At 70.7% G+C, this 17,424-nt stretch carries 15 protein-coding genes and 1 pseudogene; 15 read left to right on the top strand and 1 reads right to left on the bottom strand.

The genetic code is table 11. The features are described 5' to 3' along the window. Positions 1-12: 12 nt before the first annotated feature. The 13 genes and pseudogenes from ACYVLJ_RS08965 (at position 13) to ACYVLJ_RS08905 (ending at position 14,565) form a co-directional block, all read left to right on the top strand. Positions 13-873 carry an Fpg/Nei family DNA glycosylase gene (locus ACYVLJ_RS08965; RefSeq protein WP_451971140.1) on the top strand — a complete coding sequence of 287 codons (861 nt, stop codon included), beginning with the start codon at positions 13-15 and terminating at the stop codon, positions 871-873. Positions 874-1,120: 247 nt separating this feature from the next. Beyond that, positions 1,121-2,437 carry a sensor histidine kinase gene (locus ACYVLJ_RS08960; RefSeq protein ID WP_451971143.1) on the top strand — a complete coding sequence of 439 codons (1,317 nt, stop codon included), beginning with the start codon at positions 1,121-1,123 and terminating at the stop codon, positions 2,435-2,437. Between the two features lie 19 nt (positions 2,438-2,456). Further along, on the top strand, positions 2,457-3,302 hold the full coding sequence (locus ACYVLJ_RS08955; protein WP_460438309.1) for a S49 family peptidase: 846 nt from the start codon (positions 2,457-2,459) through the stop codon (positions 3,300-3,302). 104 nt (positions 3,303-3,406) lie between these two features. Continuing rightward, positions 3,407-4,948: pseudogene (locus ACYVLJ_RS08950) on the top strand (long-chain-fatty-acid--CoA ligase); the annotation flags it as partial. Beyond that, complete coding sequence (locus ACYVLJ_RS08945; protein WP_460438308.1) at positions 4,949-6,073, top strand: TetR/AcrR family transcriptional regulator; 1,125 nt, start codon at positions 4,949-4,951, stop codon at positions 6,071-6,073. Between the two features lie 117 nt (positions 6,074-6,190). Then, positions 6,191-7,579: a glycoside hydrolase family 16 protein gene (locus ACYVLJ_RS08940; protein WP_460438307.1), complete on the top strand. Its 1,389-nt coding sequence runs from the start codon at positions 6,191-6,193 to the stop codon at positions 7,577-7,579. A gap of 82 nt (positions 7,580-7,661) precedes the next feature. Continuing rightward, a complete protein-coding gene (locus ACYVLJ_RS08935; protein WP_451971155.1) occupies positions 7,662-8,495 on the top strand; it encodes a LytR/AlgR family response regulator transcription factor in 834 nt (277 codons plus the stop codon). Positions 8,496-8,508: 13 nt separating this feature from the next. After that, on the top strand, positions 8,509-9,036 hold the full coding sequence (locus tag ACYVLJ_RS08930; protein WP_451971158.1) for a hypothetical protein: 528 nt from the start codon (positions 8,509-8,511) through the stop codon (positions 9,034-9,036). Between the two features lie 30 nt (positions 9,037-9,066). After that, entirely contained in the window at positions 9,067-10,857 is a 1,791-nt protein-coding gene (locus tag ACYVLJ_RS08925; RefSeq protein WP_451971161.1) for a sodium/solute symporter, read from the top strand. Between the two features lie 196 nt (positions 10,858-11,053). Further along, positions 11,054-11,404, top strand: a complete 351-nt coding sequence (locus ACYVLJ_RS08920) for a DUF485 domain-containing protein (protein ID WP_451971164.1) — start codon at positions 11,054-11,056, stop codon at positions 11,402-11,404. Next, positions 11,401-13,029, top strand: a complete 1,629-nt coding sequence (locus ACYVLJ_RS08915; protein WP_451971167.1) for a solute symporter family protein — start codon at positions 11,401-11,403, stop codon at positions 13,027-13,029. Before ACYVLJ_RS08920 ends, ACYVLJ_RS08915 begins: the two co-directional genes overlap by 4 nt. Positions 13,030-13,186: 157 nt before the next feature. After that, entirely contained in the window at positions 13,187-13,546 is a 360-nt protein-coding gene (locus ACYVLJ_RS08910) for a rhodanese-like domain-containing protein (protein WP_451971168.1), read from the top strand. 41 nt (positions 13,547-13,587) lie between these two features. Next, positions 13,588-14,565 carry a DUF4328 domain-containing protein gene (locus tag ACYVLJ_RS08905; protein WP_460438306.1) on the top strand — a complete coding sequence of 326 codons (978 nt, stop codon included), beginning with the start codon at positions 13,588-13,590 and terminating at the stop codon, positions 14,563-14,565. Here the strand turns inward: ACYVLJ_RS08905 and ACYVLJ_RS08900 are convergent. Further along, a complete protein-coding gene (locus ACYVLJ_RS08900) occupies positions 14,562-15,152 on the bottom strand; it encodes a TetR/AcrR family transcriptional regulator (RefSeq protein ID WP_460438305.1) in 591 nt (196 codons plus the stop codon). The genes ACYVLJ_RS08905 and ACYVLJ_RS08900 overlap by 4 nt on opposite strands. A gap of 95 nt (positions 15,153-15,247) precedes the next feature. Between ACYVLJ_RS08900 and ACYVLJ_RS08895 the strand changes: the two genes are divergently transcribed. Together ACYVLJ_RS08895 and mca are read left to right on the top strand one after the other, a co-directional pair. Next, positions 15,248-16,594, top strand: a complete 1,347-nt coding sequence (locus ACYVLJ_RS08895; RefSeq protein ID WP_460438304.1) for an efflux MFS transporter permease — start codon at positions 15,248-15,250, stop codon at positions 16,592-16,594. Continuing rightward, entirely contained in the window at positions 16,591-17,424 is an 834-nt protein-coding gene (mca, locus tag ACYVLJ_RS08890) for a PIG-L family deacetylase (protein ID WP_460438303.1), read from the top strand. The genes ACYVLJ_RS08895 and mca overlap by 4 nt, the downstream gene beginning before the upstream one ends.

Here is a 17,424-nt window from a genome sequence, read left to right as displayed (position 1 = left end):
GAAACTGGGGACATGCCCGAGCTGCCCGAGGTCGAAGCACTGGCCCACTACCTGCGCGAGAACGCCGTCGGCCGGACGATCTTCCGCATCGACGTCGCATCGCTGAGCGTCTTGAAGACCGCGACCCCGCCGTGGACCGACCTGCACGGCCGGGAGATCACCGCGGCGACCCGGTACGGCAAGCACCTGGACGTAGTCGCCGGTGACCTGCACCTGGTCGTCCACCTGGCCCGCGCGGGCTGGCTGCGCTGGTCCGACGGCCTGGCCGCGGCGCCGCTGAAGCCGGGCAAGGGCCCGATCTCGCTGCGCGTGCACCTCGAGTCCGCGACGGGGCCCGGGTTCGACCTCACCGAAGCGGGCACGAAGAAGGGCCTCGCGGTGTGGATCGTGAAGGACCCGCAGGAGATTTCCAGCGTCGCGCGCCTCGGCCCGGACGCCCTCTCCCTGGACGCCGCCCAGCTCCGGGAGCTGTTCGCCGGCAAGAACACCCGGCTCAAGTGGGCGCTGACCGACCAGTCGCTGATCGCCGGCATCGGCAACGCCTACTCCGACGAGATCATGCACCGCGCGAAGCTCTCGCCGTACGCGACGATCGGCAAGCTCGACGAAGGCGCCCTCGAGACCCTGGCCGAGGCGATCATCGAGATCGAGTCCGACGCCGTCGAGCGCTCGGTCGGCCAGAAGGCGGCGCGGCTGAAGGGGGAGAAGCGCTCGGGTCTGCGGGTCCACGCGCGCACCGGCCTCCCGTGCCCGGTCTGCGGCGACACGATCCGCGAGATCTCCTTCGCCGACAAGTCGTTCCAGTACTGCCCGACCTGCCAGACGGGCGGCAAGCCACTCGCCGACCGCCGGATGTCGCGGCTGCTCAAGTAGCAGATTCGCCCGTTCGGCCGCACGTGCTGCGCCGGGCGTCGCCGACCGCGTGACAGCCGGCGGGAAAATCGTGGTCTGCCTGCCGCTTTCGTCGGAACGGGTGGAACAGCGAGCCCCCGCCGCGTGTTGCGGACAGTGACCGTGAGGCCCTGGTTCCGACTCTCGGTAGGGTCGCCTCAACCCTCGGTCATCACAGTTGGACAGAAAGTGGGAACAGGCCTTGCACCCGGTTGGTCGAGCGCAGAGCATGGACGCCGTGTCCGGGTTTCCGCTTGCGCAGATCATTCCGTGGGGTGTCGCGGTGCTGCTCGGCATCGTGGTGATCGTGCTGCTCGTGAAACAGCGCAAGCCGGCCAGCGTGGTGGAGGACGCCATGCTGCAGGCCGTCCACCGGATGTCGAAGGCCGCGCCGAACCTCCGTTCCGGCCTGGACGAGGACGCCGCCGACAAGATCACCACCCAGCTGCTGCAGATGCTGGACTGCGTCGCCGTCGGCATCACCGACAGCGAGGGCACGCTGCTGTCCTGGGACGGCGAAGCGAACGAGCACTACGTCGACCTCGTCGACGCGATCGGCGCGGCCATCCGCAAGCACCGCCGCGAGGTCGTCGCGCACGACCGGATGCCGTGCAACCACCGCGGCACCTGCCGGATGAAGACCGCCGTCATCGTGCCGCTGCTGGTCGAGGGCGAGACGGAGGCGGCGCTGATCGTCGTCGGCCGCACCCGGGGCCGGCTGGTGCAGATGGCCGACGCGGTCGCCCAGTTCGTCTGCACGCAGTTCGAGCTGTCCCGGCTCGACGAGTCGAAGCAGCAGCTCCAGCAGGCCGAGATCAAGGCGCTGCGCGCGCAGATCTCGCCGCACTTCGTCTACAACGCGCTCAACACGATCTCGGCGCTGATCCGCACGGACCCCGAAGAGGCGCGAGAGCTGCTGCAGGACTTCGCCGACTTCACGCGCTACTCGTTCCGGACGTCGGGCATGTTCACCTCGCTCGCCGAGGAGCTGCGCAACATCGACCGCTACCTGACCATCGAGAACGCCCGCTTCGGCGGCCGGCTCGAGGTGCGTATGAAGATCGCGCCCGAGGTGCTCAGCGTCGTCGTGCCGTTCCTGATCATCCAGCCGCTGGTGGAGAACGCGGTCAAGCACGGGCTGGCCAGCAAGCCCAGCGGCGGCTGCGTCACGGTGATCGCGCAGGACCACGGCACCGAGGCGCTGATCAGCGTCGAGGACGACGGGATCGGGATGGACCCGCGGCGGCTGCGGGACGTCAAGAACGCGCACAGCACCGGCGCGCACGTCGGGCTCGGCAACATCAGCCAGCGCATGCAGCAGGTCTTCGGCAGCGACTACGCGGTGATGGTCGAGACCGCGCCGGGCGCCGGCATGAAGGTGACGCTGCGGGTGCCCAAGTTCGTCCCGGGCGTCCGGCCGAACATGCCGGACTACAGCGCCGACGCCGAGGCGGACGTCCCGGCCCAGGGCGGTCCGGCCCAGCTGAACGGCAGCGAGGTGAACGGCGTCAACGGCTCACGCTCCGGCATCCTCCCCATGGGCTGAATCCCGCTAGCCTGGCGGTATGAGCGTTACCGACAAGCTGGCTTCGCGGATCCCGGTGCTCGCCGACCGCGTCGAGCGCAAAGACGTCGTGGCCGTGGTGAAGCTGCACGGGGTGATCACGCCGTCGCCGTCGCCGCTGGGCCGGGGCGCGATCAACCTGGCCGCCGTCGAATCGGCCCTGACCCGCGCCTTCGGCCACGAGCGGCTGAAGGCGGTCGCCCTGCTGATCAACTCGCCGGGCGGCGCGCCGACGCAGTCCGGCCTGGTCGCGGAGCGGATCCGGCAGCTGGCCGACGAGAAGAACGTCCCGGTGCTGGCCTTCTGCGAGGACGTCGCCGCGTCCGGCGGCTACTGGCTGGCCTGCGCGGCCGACGAGATCTACGCGCACCGCACGTCGATGGTCGGCTCGATCGGCGTGATCAGCGGCGGCTTCGGGTTCACCGGCCTGCTGGAGCGGTTCGGCATCGAACGCCGCCTGCACACGGCGGGCGCCAACAAGTCGCGCCTCGACCCGTTCTCGCCGGAGAAGCCCGAAGACGTCGAGTGGCTGAAGAAGATGCACGCCCAGCTCCACGAGCTGTTCGTGAACTGGGTCAAGGACCGCCGCGGCGACCGCCTGACGGACACGGAGGACCTCTTCACGGGCGACGTCTGGCTGGGCGCGAAGGCGGCCGAACTCGGCCTGATCGACGGAGTCGGCAGCCTCCGCCAGATCGTCACCGAGCGCTACCCGGACGCGGAGATCTCGGTGGCCGAGCCGAAGAAGGCCCTGCTGGCCCGCCTGGGCATCGGCGCCCCGGCCGCGGCATCGGCAGTGCTGGAGGCGGTGACCCAGAAGGCGGCCTGGTCCCGCTTCGGTCTCTGATCCCTCCCCTCGACGGCTTCCGGCCGCCGAGGTCTGGTCGCCTAAGTGAATTTTCGCTAGGCTATGTGAACCGGCGCTAGGGAAACCGGACCGCAAAGGAGCGGCGGATGTACCTCACGCAGACCCTCCACCAGGCCGTGCAGCAGGGGCCGGACCGTCCGCTGACCGTGTTCGGCGACCGTGTCCGGACCGTCGCCGAGAGCGCGGATCGCGTGGCCCGGTTCGCCGGGGCGCTCAAGGAGCTCGGTGTCGGCGACGGTGACCGCGTCGGCATCCTCGCCCTCAACTCCGACCGCTACCACGAGTACCTGCTGGCCACGCCGTGGGCGAACGCCGTGCTCAACCCGATCAACATCCGCTGGAGCCCGGCGGAGATCGCCTACTCGCTCACCGAGTCCGACACGCGCGTGCTGCTCGTCGACGACGCCTTCGCCCCGGTGGTGCCGAAGCTCGAAGCCGGCTTGACCACCGTCGTCCACATCGGCGAGGCGGCGACGCCGGACGGGATGCTCGGCTACGAGGACCTCGTCGCCGGCGCCGAGCCGGTCGAGGACGCGCGCCGCGGGGGCGACGACCTGCTCGGCGTCTACTACACCGGCGGCACCACCGGCACGCCCAAGGGCGTCATGCTCAGCCACCGCAACCTGCTGACCTCCGCGCTGGGCAGCCTCGCCACCGGCCGGTTCCTGACCGCGCGCGGGAAGCTGCTCCACGCCGCGCCGATGTTCCACCTCGCCGACGGCGCCGCCTGGGCGGCCGGGCAGCTCGTCGGCTCGACGCACGTGATCGTCCCGATGTTCACCCCGCCCGGCGTGCTCGAGGCGATCAGCGGCCAGGGCGTCACGGACACCCTGCTGGTGCCGACGATGATCCAGCTGCTCGTCGACCACCCGGACGTCGCGAACCACGACCTGACGTCGATGGCTCACGTCGTCTACGGCGCTTCGCCGATCTCCGAAGCGGTGCTCGAGCGCGCCCGGAAGGTGTTCCCCGGCGCGGGGTTCGTGCAGGCGTACGGCATGACCGAGCTGTCGCCGGTCGCGACCCTGCTGTCCACCGAGGACCACGACGACCCCGCGTTGCGCCGCGCCGCCGGCCGGGCCGCGCCGCACGCCGAAGTCCGGATCGTCGACCCCGAGGACGTCGAGGTGCCGCGCGGCACGGTCGGCGAGATCGTCTGCCGCGGCGACCACGTCATGCTCGGCTACTGGAACCGGCCTGAGGAGACGGCGACGGCGTTGCGCGGCGGCTGGATGCACACCGGCGACGGCGGTTACATGGACGAGCGCGGCTACGTCTTCGTCGTCGACCGGATCAAGGACATGATCGTGAGCGGCGGCGAGAACGTGTACTCCGCCGAGGTGGAGAACGCCCTCGCCAAGCACCCGGCCGTGGCCGCGTGCGCGGTGATCGGCGTGCCCGACGACAAGTGGGGCGAGCGGGTGCACGCCGTCGTCGTGCTGCTCGACGGCCACGAAGCGACCGGCGACGAGCTGCGCGACTTCTGCCGCGAGGCGATCGCGGGCTACAAGGTGCCGCGCACGGTCGAGTTCGCCGACGCGCTCCCGATGTCCGGTGCGGGCAAGATCCTCAAACGCGAACTGCGGAAGCAGCACTGGGCCGACGGCGACCGCGGGGTCCACTGAGTGTCCGCACCCGCCCGCGGCACCCGGCCGCGCAACCGCCGCGCGCTGATCGTCTCGGCCGCCGCCGGGCTGTTCGTCCGCCGCGGCTACCCGCACGTCGCGATGGGCGACATCGCCGAGGCCGTCGCGATCGGGCCGTCCGCGCTGTACCGGCACTTCCGCGGCAAGCAGGAGCTGCTCGCCGAGGTCGTGCGGGACGCACTGAGCGCGCTCACCGCCCCCGACCTCGCCGGTCTGGCGGCGGGCACGCTCGACCGGCGCGACGTCGGCGTGCTGTGGCAGCGCGAGTCCCGCCACCTCGAGCCCGGCGTTCGCCGCCGCGTCGGCGAACCGTTGCGGCGGCAGGCCCGGTGGCTCGCCGGGCTGCTGCGCGACGGGCGTCGCGAGCTGAGCCACGACCAGGCCGACCTGCTCGGCTGGGCGGTGCTCGCGGTGCTGGTCAGCGTCTCCTTCCAGCGCGTCGACCTGCCGCGCCCGGCCTACGACGAGCTGATGACGTCCCTGGCCACGGCGGTCACCGCCGTCGATCTGCCGGACCTGGGCGAACGCGCCGCCGAGCCGGTCGCCGAGCCCGCGAACCGGCGTGAGCTGCTGCTGACGACCGCGACCCGGCTGTTCGCCGAGCGCGGCTTCGACAGCGTCGCCATCGAGGAGGTCGGCGCGGCGGCCGGGATCGCCGGGCCGAGCGTCTACCACCACTTCGGGAGCAAGGCCGAACTGCTGATGACGGCCCTGCGCATCGGGGCCGACGCACTCGGCGAGGACCTGAAGGCGGCATCGCTACCCGCGTTGCTGCGGTCGTACGCCGCCTACTCGCTGGCCCACCACGACGTCGTCGACCTGCTGATCACCGAGGTCGGCCTGCTGCCGGAACCGCAGCGGCACGAGCTGCGCCGCACCCAGCGCGAGTACGTCCAGGCCTGGGCCGGGCTGCTCCTCGACGTCCACCCGGACCTCGGCGCCGATGCCGCCCGTGTGCGCGTCCAAGCGGCGCACACCGTGGTCAACGACGTCGCGCGGACGCCGCACCTGCGTACGCTGCCGGGTGTCGAGGACGCGGTCGTCGCGATCGGATCGGCTCTGCTGGGACTGTCCGGTTTGAGTACTTCCGGGCAGACTTTGTGACCTGTATCACTCTTGTCGGGTAACGGGCCTGGCGATCACCGCGAGTCGTCAGGTCCCCTTGTCGACGGGCTTTGTTGTGACCCGCAACAAATCCGGCTCGACAAGGAGGTCGTTCCGATGCCCCACCTCTCCCGAAGACTCCTCACCCTCGGCGCGGTGCTCGGCGCCGCGGTCATCGCCATCCCGCTCACCCTGCCCGCCGCCGCGTCCATCCCGCCGCCCGACTCGGGCTGGACCACCGTGTTCGCCGACGACTTCACCGGCGGCTCCGGCACCCTTCCCTCGGGCGCGAACTGGATCATCGACACCGGCCACGCCTACCCCGGTGGCCCCGCGAACTGGGGCACCGGCGAGATCCAGAACTACACCGCCGGCACGGCGAACCTCGCCCAGGACGGGGCCGGGAACCTCCGCATCACGCCGTTGCGCGACGGTGCCGGCAACTGGACGTCGGCCCGCATCGAAACCCAGCGCACGGACTTCAAGCCGCCCGCGGGCGGGATCATGCGGATCGAGAGCCGGATCCAGATGCCGGACGTCACCGGCGCGGCCGCGCTCGGCTACTGGCCGGCGTTCTGGGCCCTCGGCGGGCCCTACCGCGGCAACTACTGGAACTGGCCCGCCATCGGCGAGTTCGACATCATGGAGAACGTCAACGGGATCAACTCCGTCTGGGGCGTCCTCCACTGCGGCGTCAACCCGGGCGGCCCGTGCAACGAGACGACCGGTCTGCCCGCCAACCGGGCCTGCCCCGGCAGCAGCTGCCAGTCGGCCTTCCACACCTACCGCTTCGAATGGGACGCGAGCGTCAGCCCGCAGGTGTTCCGCTGGTTCGTCGACGGCCAGCAGTTCCACTCGGTCAGCCAGAACCAGGTCGACGCGACGACCTGGGCGAACATGACCACGCACCAGGGCTACTTCGTGCTGCTGAACGTCGCGATCGGCGGCGCGTTCCCCAACAACAACTCCGGCACGACCACGCCGGGGCCGGGGATCGTGCCGGGCCGCCCGATGGTCGTCGACTACGTCACGGTGACCACGCGCGGTGGTGGCGGCACCACGACGCCGCCGACGACCACCCCGCCCGGCGGCGGGACCAGCGCGTACAGCACCATCCAGGCCGAGTCGTACAGCCAGCAGTCCGGGCTCGCCACGGAGGCGACGTCCGACACCGGCGGCGGCCTGGACGTCGGCTGGGCGGCCAACGGCGACTGGGCCCTCTACCCCAACGTCGACTTCGGCGGCAGCGCGGCGACGAACTTCCAGGCGCGGGTCGCGTCCGGCGCGGCGTCCGGCGTGACCGGGCTGGTCGAGGTGCGGCTGGACAGCCGGTCGAACGCGCCCGTCGGCAGCTTCGCCGTGGGCAACACGGGTGGCTGGCAGAGCTGGCGGACCGTCCCGGCGAACATCGGCGCGGTGACCGGCGTGCACAACGTGTACCTGACGTTCACGAGCGGCCAGCCCGCCGACTTCGTGAACCTCAACTGGTTCACCTTCGTGCATTGAGACTAGGGACCCGCGGCCCCGGCCGCGGGTCTCCCCACATCAGGCGGACGGGGGCTGGACATTGCACTCGGCAATGGGCAGGATGCGTTTCACTGTGAGTGCTCACGATGACACCCGGAAGCTCGTGGTCCTGGCTGTGGACGACGAGCCTCGAGGTCTGGACGAACTCGTCCACTGCCTGCGCAACAGCCCGCACGTGGCCAAGGTGTTCCCGGCCATCGACGCGTCCGAGGCACTGCGCCTGCTGTCCACCGACGACCCGAGGCTACGCGAACGCAAGGACCGCGGCCTGCCGATCGTCGACGCGGTCTTCGCGGACATCGACATGCCCGGCCTGTCCGGCATGGAGATGTCGCGCGTGTTCGCCGCGCTCCGGCCGTCGCCCGCGCTCGTGTTCGTCACCGGGCACGCGGAGGAGGCGGTCAACGCCTTCGACCTCGGCGCGCTGGACTACGTGCTGAAGCCCTACCAGCAGGATCGCCTCGACCGCGCGATCTCCCGCGTGATCGAGAAGCTGGCCTCGGCGGCGGCACCCGCCCCGGGCGGCCTCGGCGGCGAGCCGGTGAAGAACGACGACGAGGTCATCCCGGTCGAGCTGGCCGGCACCACCAAGCTCATCCCGCGCTCCTCGGTCCGCTGGGTCGAAGCGCAGGGCGACTACGCACGGTTGTTCACCACCGAAGGCAGCCACCTGGTCCGCATCCCGCTCGCCCAGCTCGAGGAGCGGTGGGAGAAGGCCGGGTTCGTCCGGATCCACCGGTCGTTCCTCGTCGCGCTGCCGCTGATCACCGAGCTGCGCATGGGCCAGGGTGGCTACCAGGTCGTGATCGGCAACGAGGAGAAGGTGCTGCCGGTGAGCCGGCGGCACACCCGCGCGCTGAAGGACCGGCTGGTCGGTTCGGGCCGGAACGGCTGAGCCGGGACCGGCGATGACCGACGACTTCTACGACCGCCGCGCGAACGGTGTGCGCGAACCCGACCCGACGCTCGGCAGGCGGGTCAGCCGGCCGCTGCCGCAGCCGACCGAGCGCGCCGTCGTCGAGTCGCTGCCGCCCGCCCCGGACGCCGAGCCGCCGCCGAAGCCGGAGCACCACGCGAAACCCAAGCGGGAGCGAGTGATCCTCGCCGACCCGCGCCGCGGCGCCGGCACCCTGCGCGCCCGCGTCGAGCTGGAAGAGCAGACCAGCTGGGGAAAACTGCTCGTGCGGGACCACCTGGTGAAGGTGCAGCTGAGGACGGCCCTGCTGCTCGCGGGGCTCGTCGTCGTCGTGTTCGGCTCGCTGCCGGTGCTGTTCTACGTCGTCCCGGGGTTCTCCCGGCTGAGCCTGCTCGGCATCCCGGTGGCCTGGCTGATCCTCGGCGTGCTGCCGTTCCCGTTCCTGTTCGGGGTCGGCATCTGGTACAACCGGCTGGCCGAGCGCAACGAACGCGCGTTCGTGGACATGATCGAAAACTAGTTTCGCACCGAGTCGTGCGAGGATTCCCCCGTGCAGCTGAACCCGTGGGCCTTGACCGGCATCGTGCTGGTCGCCGTGGTGACGTTCTTCCTCGGTCACCGCTCTTCGCGTTCGGCCACGAGCACGCACGACTTCCTGGTCGCCCGGCGCACCGTCCGGTCGCGCCGCAACGCCGCCGCGATCTCCGGTGAGTACCTGTCCGCGGCGTCGTTCCTCGGCATCGCCGGGATCGTGCTCAAGGACGGCGCCGACGCCCTCTGGTTCCCGATCGGCTTCACCGCGGGCTACCTCGCGCTGATGCTCTTCGTCGCCGCACCGCTGCGGCGCTCCGGCGCGTACACGCTGCCCGACTTCGTCGAGATGCGGCTGGGCTCGAAGGGCCTGCGCCGGTTCTCGACGGCGTTCGTCGTGTTCATCGGGATCCTCTACATGGTCCCGCAGCTGCAGGGCGCCGGCCTGACGCTCGCGACGATCCTGCCGGTGCCGGTGTGGGCCGGCGCGGTCGCCGTGATGGTCGTGGTGGCGTTCAACGTGATCGCCGGCGGCATGCGCGCGATCACCGTGGTCCAGGCCTTCCAGTACTGGCTCAAGCTGTTCGCGATCTCGGTGCCCGCGTTCGTGCTGTGCATGGTCTTCTTCGCCGGCGGCGGCCCGGACGGCTTCCGCCCGCTCGGCGCGGCCGCGCCGCCGGTGTTCACCAGCGACACCACAGTGGACGTCCAGACCGACGTCACCCTGCACGTCACTTCGGACACCTTCCTCTACGCGTACGGCCGCACCGACAACGGTCCGGCGGCCGGGCCGACGCACTGGACCCCGCTGGCGCCGCACCAGGTGTCCGAAGGCACGAAGCTGAAGTTCCTGGCCGGCACGCCCGTCCCGGTGGTCAGCGACGCGAGCGCCGACAACGCGAACTGGCTGCACCCGGCGTCGGGCAGCCTCACCGACCTGCTGCAGACGTACTCGCTGATGTTCGCGACGTTCCTCGGCACGATGGGCCTGCCGCACGTGCTGGTCCGCTTCTACACCAACCCCGACGGCAAGGCCGCGCGCCGCACCACCGTGCACGTCCTGCTGCTGCTCGGCCTGTTCTACCTGTTCCCGACGCTGCTGGGCGCGCTGTCCCGGATGTACGTCCCTGAGCTGCTGGTCACCGGCAAGACGGACGCGGCGATCCTGCGGTTGCCCTCGGCGATGCTGCCGGGGGTCGGCGGGCAGATCCTCGGCGCGGTCACCGCCGCCGGCGCGTTCGCGGCGTTCCTCTCCAGCACGTCCGGGCTGCTGGTGAGCGTCGCCGGGGTGGTGTCGACCGACCTGCTGCCCGGGCGGGTGCGCGACTTCCGCGTCGCGACGCTGCTGGTCGCGCTGCTGCCCATCGCGCTGGCGGTCGCGCTGCGGCCCGAGGACATCTCGCTGTCGATCGGGCTGACGTTCGCGCTCGCCGCGTCGACGTTCAGCCCGTTGCTGGTGCTCGGCATCTGGTGGCGGAAGCTGTCCTGGCCGGGTGCGCTGGCCGGCATGTTCGTCGGCGGCGGCCTGGTGCTGGCCGCGCTGGTGACCAACATCGTGAGCGGCTACACCGGCGGCTGGGCGCCGTGGTTCGTCACCCAGCCCGCCCTGATCACCGTGCCAGCCGCGTTCGTCACGACGTACCTGGTCAGCCGGGTGACCGGCTACGGGCGCCCGGACCACGTCCACGACATCATGTTGCGGCTGCACGCGCCGGACCCGCTCGGGTTCATGCGGGACCGGGCGGTCGCGCGGTTCGGGCAGGCCGAGGAAAAGACGCGGATGGCCGGCCGAGGCCGCCACCGGAAGTGACGGTCCGTCAGAAATTCCTTACCTGATCGAGTGAGTTTCGGTCTGCTAAACGGACATCGCTCGCGAATCTGCTGGTGGTTTTCTACTGATCGTCAAGCGCCCGATTGGGGGCTTACCAACTACGCCGTTAACTCTTTACGGTCCGTTGGCTTCAAACAGTACGGCCAGTACGAGAACGGGAAGGTGGAGATCCGCTGTGAGCAGCACCGAACAAGACGTCGGTGGCGCGGAGCCGCAGACCGACTGGGAGAGGATCCAGGGGAGTCCCGAATTCACGAACCTGCGCCGGCGATTGCGGGTGTTCGTGTTCCCGATGACGGCGCTGTTCCTGCTCTGGTACCTGCTGTACGTCATCCTGGCCGACTACGCGCACGGGTTCATGAGCACGAAGCTGTTCGGCAACATCACCGTCGGCCTGGTCTTCGGCCTGCTGCAGTTCGTGTCGACGTTCGTCATCACCGGGCTGTACGTGCGCTACGCCAACCGGAAGCTCGACCCGGTCGCCGACGAGATCCGCGCGCAGATCGAAGGGGAGCCCGGCAAATGAGCCTCGCCGCGGGCGTGGAAGGCAGCAACTCCACCCTCAACATCATCATCTTCCTGGTCTTCGTCGCGATCACGCTGGTGATCGTGTTCCGGGCCAGCCGCAACACGAAGACGGCGTCGGACTACTACGCCGCCGGCCGCGCGTTCACCGGCCCGCAGAACGGCATCGCGATTTCCGGCGACTACCTTTCGGCGGCGTCGTTCCTCGGCATCGCCGGCGCGATCGCCGTCAACGGCTACGACGGCTTCCTCTATTCGATCGGCTTCCTGGTCGCGTGGCTCGTCGCGCTGCTGCTCGTCGCGGAACTGCTGCGCAACACCGGCAAGTTCACGATGGGCGACGTCCTGGCGTTCCGCATGAAGCAGACGCCGGTGCGCGCGGCGGCCGCGATTTCGACGCTGGCCGTTTCGTTCTTCTACCTGCTCGCGCAGATGGCGGGCGCCGGTGGTCTGGTCAACCTGCTGCTCGGCATTTCCGGGGAGGCGGGCCAGGACCTGGTGATCGCCGTCGTCGGCGTGATCATGATCCTGTACGTGCTGATCGGCGGCATGAAGGGCACCACCTGGGTGCAGATCATCAAGGCCGCGCTGCTGATCGTCGGCGCGTTCGCGATGACGCTGTGGGTGCTCGGCAAGTACGGCTTCAGCCTGTCCGACCTGTTCCAGGCCGCCGTCGACAAGGGCGGCAAGGGCGGCGCGGCGCTGCTCGACCCGGGCAAGCAGTACGGCAAGACGGGCACGACGAAGCTCGACTTCCTGTCGCTGGGCATCGCGCTCGTCCTCGGCACCGCGGGCCTGCCGCACGTCCTGATGCGCTTCTACACCGTGCCGACCGCGCGCGACGCGCGTCGCTCGGTGGTCTGGGCGATCGTGCTGATCGGCGTGTTCTACCTGTTCACGCTGGTGCTCGGCTACGGCGCGGGCGCGATCGTCGGGCCGGAAAAGATCGCGAAGGCCCCGGGCACGACGAACTCGGCCGCGCCCCTGCTGGCTTTGGAGCTCGGTGGCCCGGTGCTGCTCGGGTTCATCTCCGCGGTCGCCTTCGCGACGATCCTCGCGGTGGTGGCGGGCCTGACGATCACGGCGTCGGCGTCCTTCGCGCACGACGTGTACGCGAACGTGATCAAGAAGGGCCAGATCTCCACCGGCGGCGAGGTCCGGGTCGCCCGGATCACGGCGCTGGTGATCGGGGCGCTGGCCATCGCGGGCGGCATCCTGGCGAAGTCCCAGAACGTGGCGTTCCTGGTCGCGCTCGCCTTCGCGGTGGCGGCGTCGGCGAACCTGCCGACGATCCTCTACTCGCTGTTCTGGAAGCGGTTCAACACCCAGGGCGCGCTGTGGTCGATCTACGGCGGCCTGGTCGTCACGATCGTGCTGATCGTGTTCTCGCCGGCGGTCTCCGGCAAGCCGGTCGACCCGAAGACGGGCAAGAGCGCGTCGATGATCCAGGGCGTCGACTTCCACTGGTTCCCGCTCGACAACCCGGGCCTGGTCTCGATCCCGGCCGCGTTCCTGCTCGGCTGGCTCGGCACGGTCCTGTCGAAGGAACGCAACAACGCGAAGTACGCGGAGATGGAGGTCCGCGCGCTGACCGGCGCGGGCGCCGAAAAAGCCGTCACGCACTAGCGGTCCGCGAAGGGCCCTCCCGCACGGGAGGGCCCCTCGCCGTGTCGCCCCTTCAATCACGCGTGATGCCTCCCCAATCACACGTGATGCCTCCCCAATCACACGTGATGCCCGGCCGATCCCACCTCACGCGCGGGCAACGCCCTCGCATGGCAGCATGGAGACCGTGGTGAGCCCTGCTGAACTGCCGACCGCCGAGGTCCGCGACCTGCCCAAGGACGGCCTCGTCCTGCTCGACGTCCGCGAAGACGACGAGTGGGCCGCCGGGCACGCGCCCGGCGCCGTGCACATCCCGATGGGGGAGCTGCCCGCCCGCGTCGGCGAGCTGACCGACCTGCCCGACGACCAGCCGATCCACGTGATCTGCCGCAGCGGCGGCCGGTCCGCGCGCGCGACGGCGTGGCTGAACCAGAGCGGCTGGGACGCGGTGAACGTCGCCGGCGGCATGGGCGCGTGGCAGCGTGAAGGCCGGCCGATGGTCGGCGAGCACCCCGGCATCGACCCCGAAGTGATCTAGCCTTGCAGCCGGGTCCGCCTCCTGGGTACTGGCCGCGCCAGGTGCCGCCGCCGAACGCCCAGCAGCTGCAGGGCCAGGCGCTGGCCGCCCAGCCGGAGCCGTACCCGTACCACCGCCGTCCCCTGCACCGGCCGAAGCTGCGCTGGGTCGCGACCCCGCCCCCGGGCGCGTGGCCGCGCCGCCGGGTGACGCCGCCCGAGCGGTACCTCGGACCGCCGTCGTACCCGGTGCCACCGCGCTGGGGCTTCCCGAACCTGGTCTGGCGCCGCCCGACGTCCGTGCCCGGCACGGCGTCGGACGAAGTCCGCCCGATCGACCGCGTGCCGGTGCTCAGCCGGAGCCTGCTCGGCATCCTCTTCGCGTTCGCCGTCCTCGCCGTCGTGGCCGCCGGCGCCGAGATCTGGCGGTACGTGCTGCTCGTCCAGGGCCGGGAGTCCGCGCTGAACCGCTCGGTCGTCGCGTTCTCCGACGGCTTCGTGCTCACCGCCGGCCTGCTGGCCTCGATCCTCGCGCTGCTGCCCGCCGGGCTGTCGGTCTGGTGGCTGCTGGTCGCGCGCCGGGCCGCCGCGGACGTCTCGGGCGACGACCCGCCGCGGCCGCTCTGGCAGGTGCTGGTCGGCGTCCTCGTGCCGATCGCGAACCTGCCGATGGCCCTGTCGATCGTCGGCGAGCTGGAGCACGCGGTGCTGGGTCGCCCGCGCGACGTCCGGCCGAAGCCGTCGCGCCAGGTCCTCGTGTGGTGGGGCGCCTGGCTGCTGAACTGGATCCTGCTCGGCGTCACGATCGTCTGGCGCTTCCGCGACGACGTGCAGGCGATGGCCGACAGCGTCGTCCTCGTCGCGCTGACCGACCTGTCGGCGGCGCTGCTGGCGGTGGTGACCGCCCTGGTCGTGCGGCGGTTCTCGGCTTTGCTGGCGCCGTCCGACGCTCGCGCCGTGCGCTCGATGCGCGTCCTCAAGGTGGCGGGTGCCCCGGAGCCCGAGCTGCGCACCGCGCGGCCGTCCGGAGCCGCCCGTTAGTAACTGCCGAAGACCGGTTCCAGCTGGTCGAAGGCCTGTTCCGCGGCGGGCCACACCGCGTCGGAGATCTGCTTCTCGTTCTCGAGCGTCCGGTCGAAGACCTCCTGGAAGAGCACGCGCAGCACCGTCGCGAGGTGGGCGGCGGCGAGGACCGGCTCGAGGCCCTGCTCCGGATGGCGCCGGATGAGGAGGTGCGTCAACGCTGCCTCGCGCTCGCGGTGCATTTCGTGCAGCGCGTTCGTCAGGACGGGGCTGTCCTTGATCATGCGCGCGAACCCCTGGCCGGAGAACCCGACCAGCGCGTGCTCGGCGCCCAGCGCTTCGAAGTAGAGCTCGCGGGTGTCGTGGAAGACGCTGTCGTGGATCAGGTTCGCGGGCCAGGCCGCGAAGTCCGCGCGGATGTCGAAGACCAGGTCCTCCTTGCGCGGGAAGTGGTTCGTCACGGTCATCTTGGCGACCCGCGCCGCGGCCGCGATGTCCGCGATCGTCACGTCCTCGAAGCCCTCGCGGATGAACAGCTTCGTCGCGACGTCGGAGATGTTCTTCCTGGTCTCGTGCTTCTTCTGGGCCCGGAGTCCCTCACTCATGGACGTCACTCTACTGGGTCGGACCCAAGTTTGTGCTTGACCTAATCAATGGGTTGGACCTAATCTGAGGTTCGACCTAATGAACGGGGGAGGGCATGACGACGGCGATCCGTCCCGACGCGGCGTTGTGGAAGCTCGGCGGCGTCCTGATCATGGGCGCGGTGCTGTCGATCCTCGACGCGACGATCGTCACCGTCGGGATCGGCTCGATCGCCCGTGACCTGGGCAGTCCGCTGCCGACGGTGCAGTGGGTGGCCAGCGCGTACCTGCTGGCCGCGTCGGCGGCGATCCCGTTGTCGGGCTGGCTGACCGATCGCTTCGGCGGCCGCGCGGTGTGGCTGGCGGCGGTGGCGGTCTTCACGGCCGGCACGCTGTTGTGCGGGTTCGCCTGGTCGGCGCCGGCACTGATCGCGTTCCGGGTGCTGCACGGCCTGGGCGGCGGGCTGATGCAGCCGGTCGGGCAGGCCTTGTTCGCGCAGGAGGCGGGCCCGGCGCTGGGCCGCATGATCGGCGTGATCACGCTGCCGGCCACGGTGGCGCCGGTGCTCGGCCCGATGCTCGGCGGTGTCCTGGTGGCCGGCCTCGGCTGGCGGTGGATGTTCTTCGGCGTCGTCCCGTTGGGCGTGGCGACGTTCGTCTTCGCACGGCGGTTGCTCCCGGCGCCGTCGCCCGGCGGCGTCCGCGCACCGCTCGACGTCCGTGGGATCCTCCTGCTTTCGCCGGGGCTGGGCGTGTTCGTCTACGGCTTGGCCGAAGGTGTGGTCGTCGCTTGGCTGGCTGGGGCTGTCCTGCTGGTCGCGTACGGCGTCCACGCGGCCCGGGCGCCGTCGGCGGTCCTCGACCTGAAGTTGTTCCGCGACAAGGGTTTCACGGTCGCCAGCGTGAGCACGTTCCTGCTGGGTGCGTCACAGTACAGCTCGATGTTGCTGCTTCCCCTGTACTACCAACAGGTTTCGCACGCGAGCGCGTTGGAAGCCGGGCTGTTGCTCGCTCCGCAGGCCGTCGGCTCGGCGGCGGTCATGCTGGCGGGCGGCCGGCTCCTGGCCCGGTTCGGCGCCCGCCGGATGATGCTGGCCGGGATCGGCCTGTCCCTGCTGGGCATCATCGCGTTCACCCAGCTCGGTTCGGCACCGAGCGGCGTCCTGCTGACCTTGTCCCTGGTCGTCCGCGGCGCCGGGCTCGGCGCGGCGACCGCCCCGGGCATGACCACGCTGTACGGCTCGCTGGAGCGGTCCCGCATCCCGCGGGCGGCGAGCGCGTTCAACGTGATCAACCGGATCGGCGGCTCGCTGGGCACGGCCCTGCTGGCCGCGATCCTCCACAGTGAACTCACGAAGGCGGCGGGCCCCAGCGCCTTCGGCATGACGTTCACGTGGGCACTCGCGATATCCGCATTGACCCTGATTCCCGCAGCCTTCTACCCCCCGAGGAGCACCCGGTGACCCTCCGCCTGCTGAGCGTCCACGCCCACCCCGACGACGAGTCCAGCAAGGGCGCGGCCACGCTCGCCCGCTACGCGGCCGAAGGCGTCGACGTCCTGGTCGCCACCTGCACCGGCGGCGAGCGCGGCGACATCCTGAACCCGGCCCTGGACACCCCCGAAACCCTCGCCGACCTGCCGGCGATCCGTCGCCGCGAGATGGCCGCGGCGGCCCGGATCCTGGGCGTCCGCCAGCTCTTCCTCGGCATGGCCGACTCGGGCATGAGCGAGCCACTGCCCGAGGGCTCCTTCGCCACGCTCCCGCTGTCCGAAGCGGCCGCTCCGCTGGTGGCGCTGATCCGCGAGTTCCGCCCGCACGTCGTGATCACGTATGACGAAACGGGCGGCTACCCCCACCCGGACCACATCCGCACCCACGAGGTCACGCTCGAAGCCTTCGAGGCGGCGGCCGACCCGGCCCGCTACCCGGGAACCGGCGAACCCTGGCGGGTTCAAAAGCTGTACTACCAGGCAACTCTGAGCCGGGCCTGGTTCAAAGCCCTGCACGACGCGACCCTGGCCGCCGGCCTCGAGTCCTCCATGGCCGACGTCCTCGCCGAGCTCCCACCCGACACCCTGACGACCACCACGAAGATCCGCTGCGAGGAGTACTTCGGCACCCGCGACCGCGCCCTCCTGGCCCACGCGACCCAGGTCGACCCGGCCCACCCGTTCTTCGCCCACTCCCGCGACATCGAACGCGAAGTCTGGCCCCACGAGGACTACCACCGAGCCCACCCGGCCCCAGGCCCAGACCTGGAAACCGACCTGTTCGCCGGAGTAACCCCATGA

Source organism: Amycolatopsis stemonae (assembly GCF_054781455.1).
Note: the sequence above shows the minus strand (reverse complement) of the source record. Positions and strands in the feature narration are given on the sequence as shown.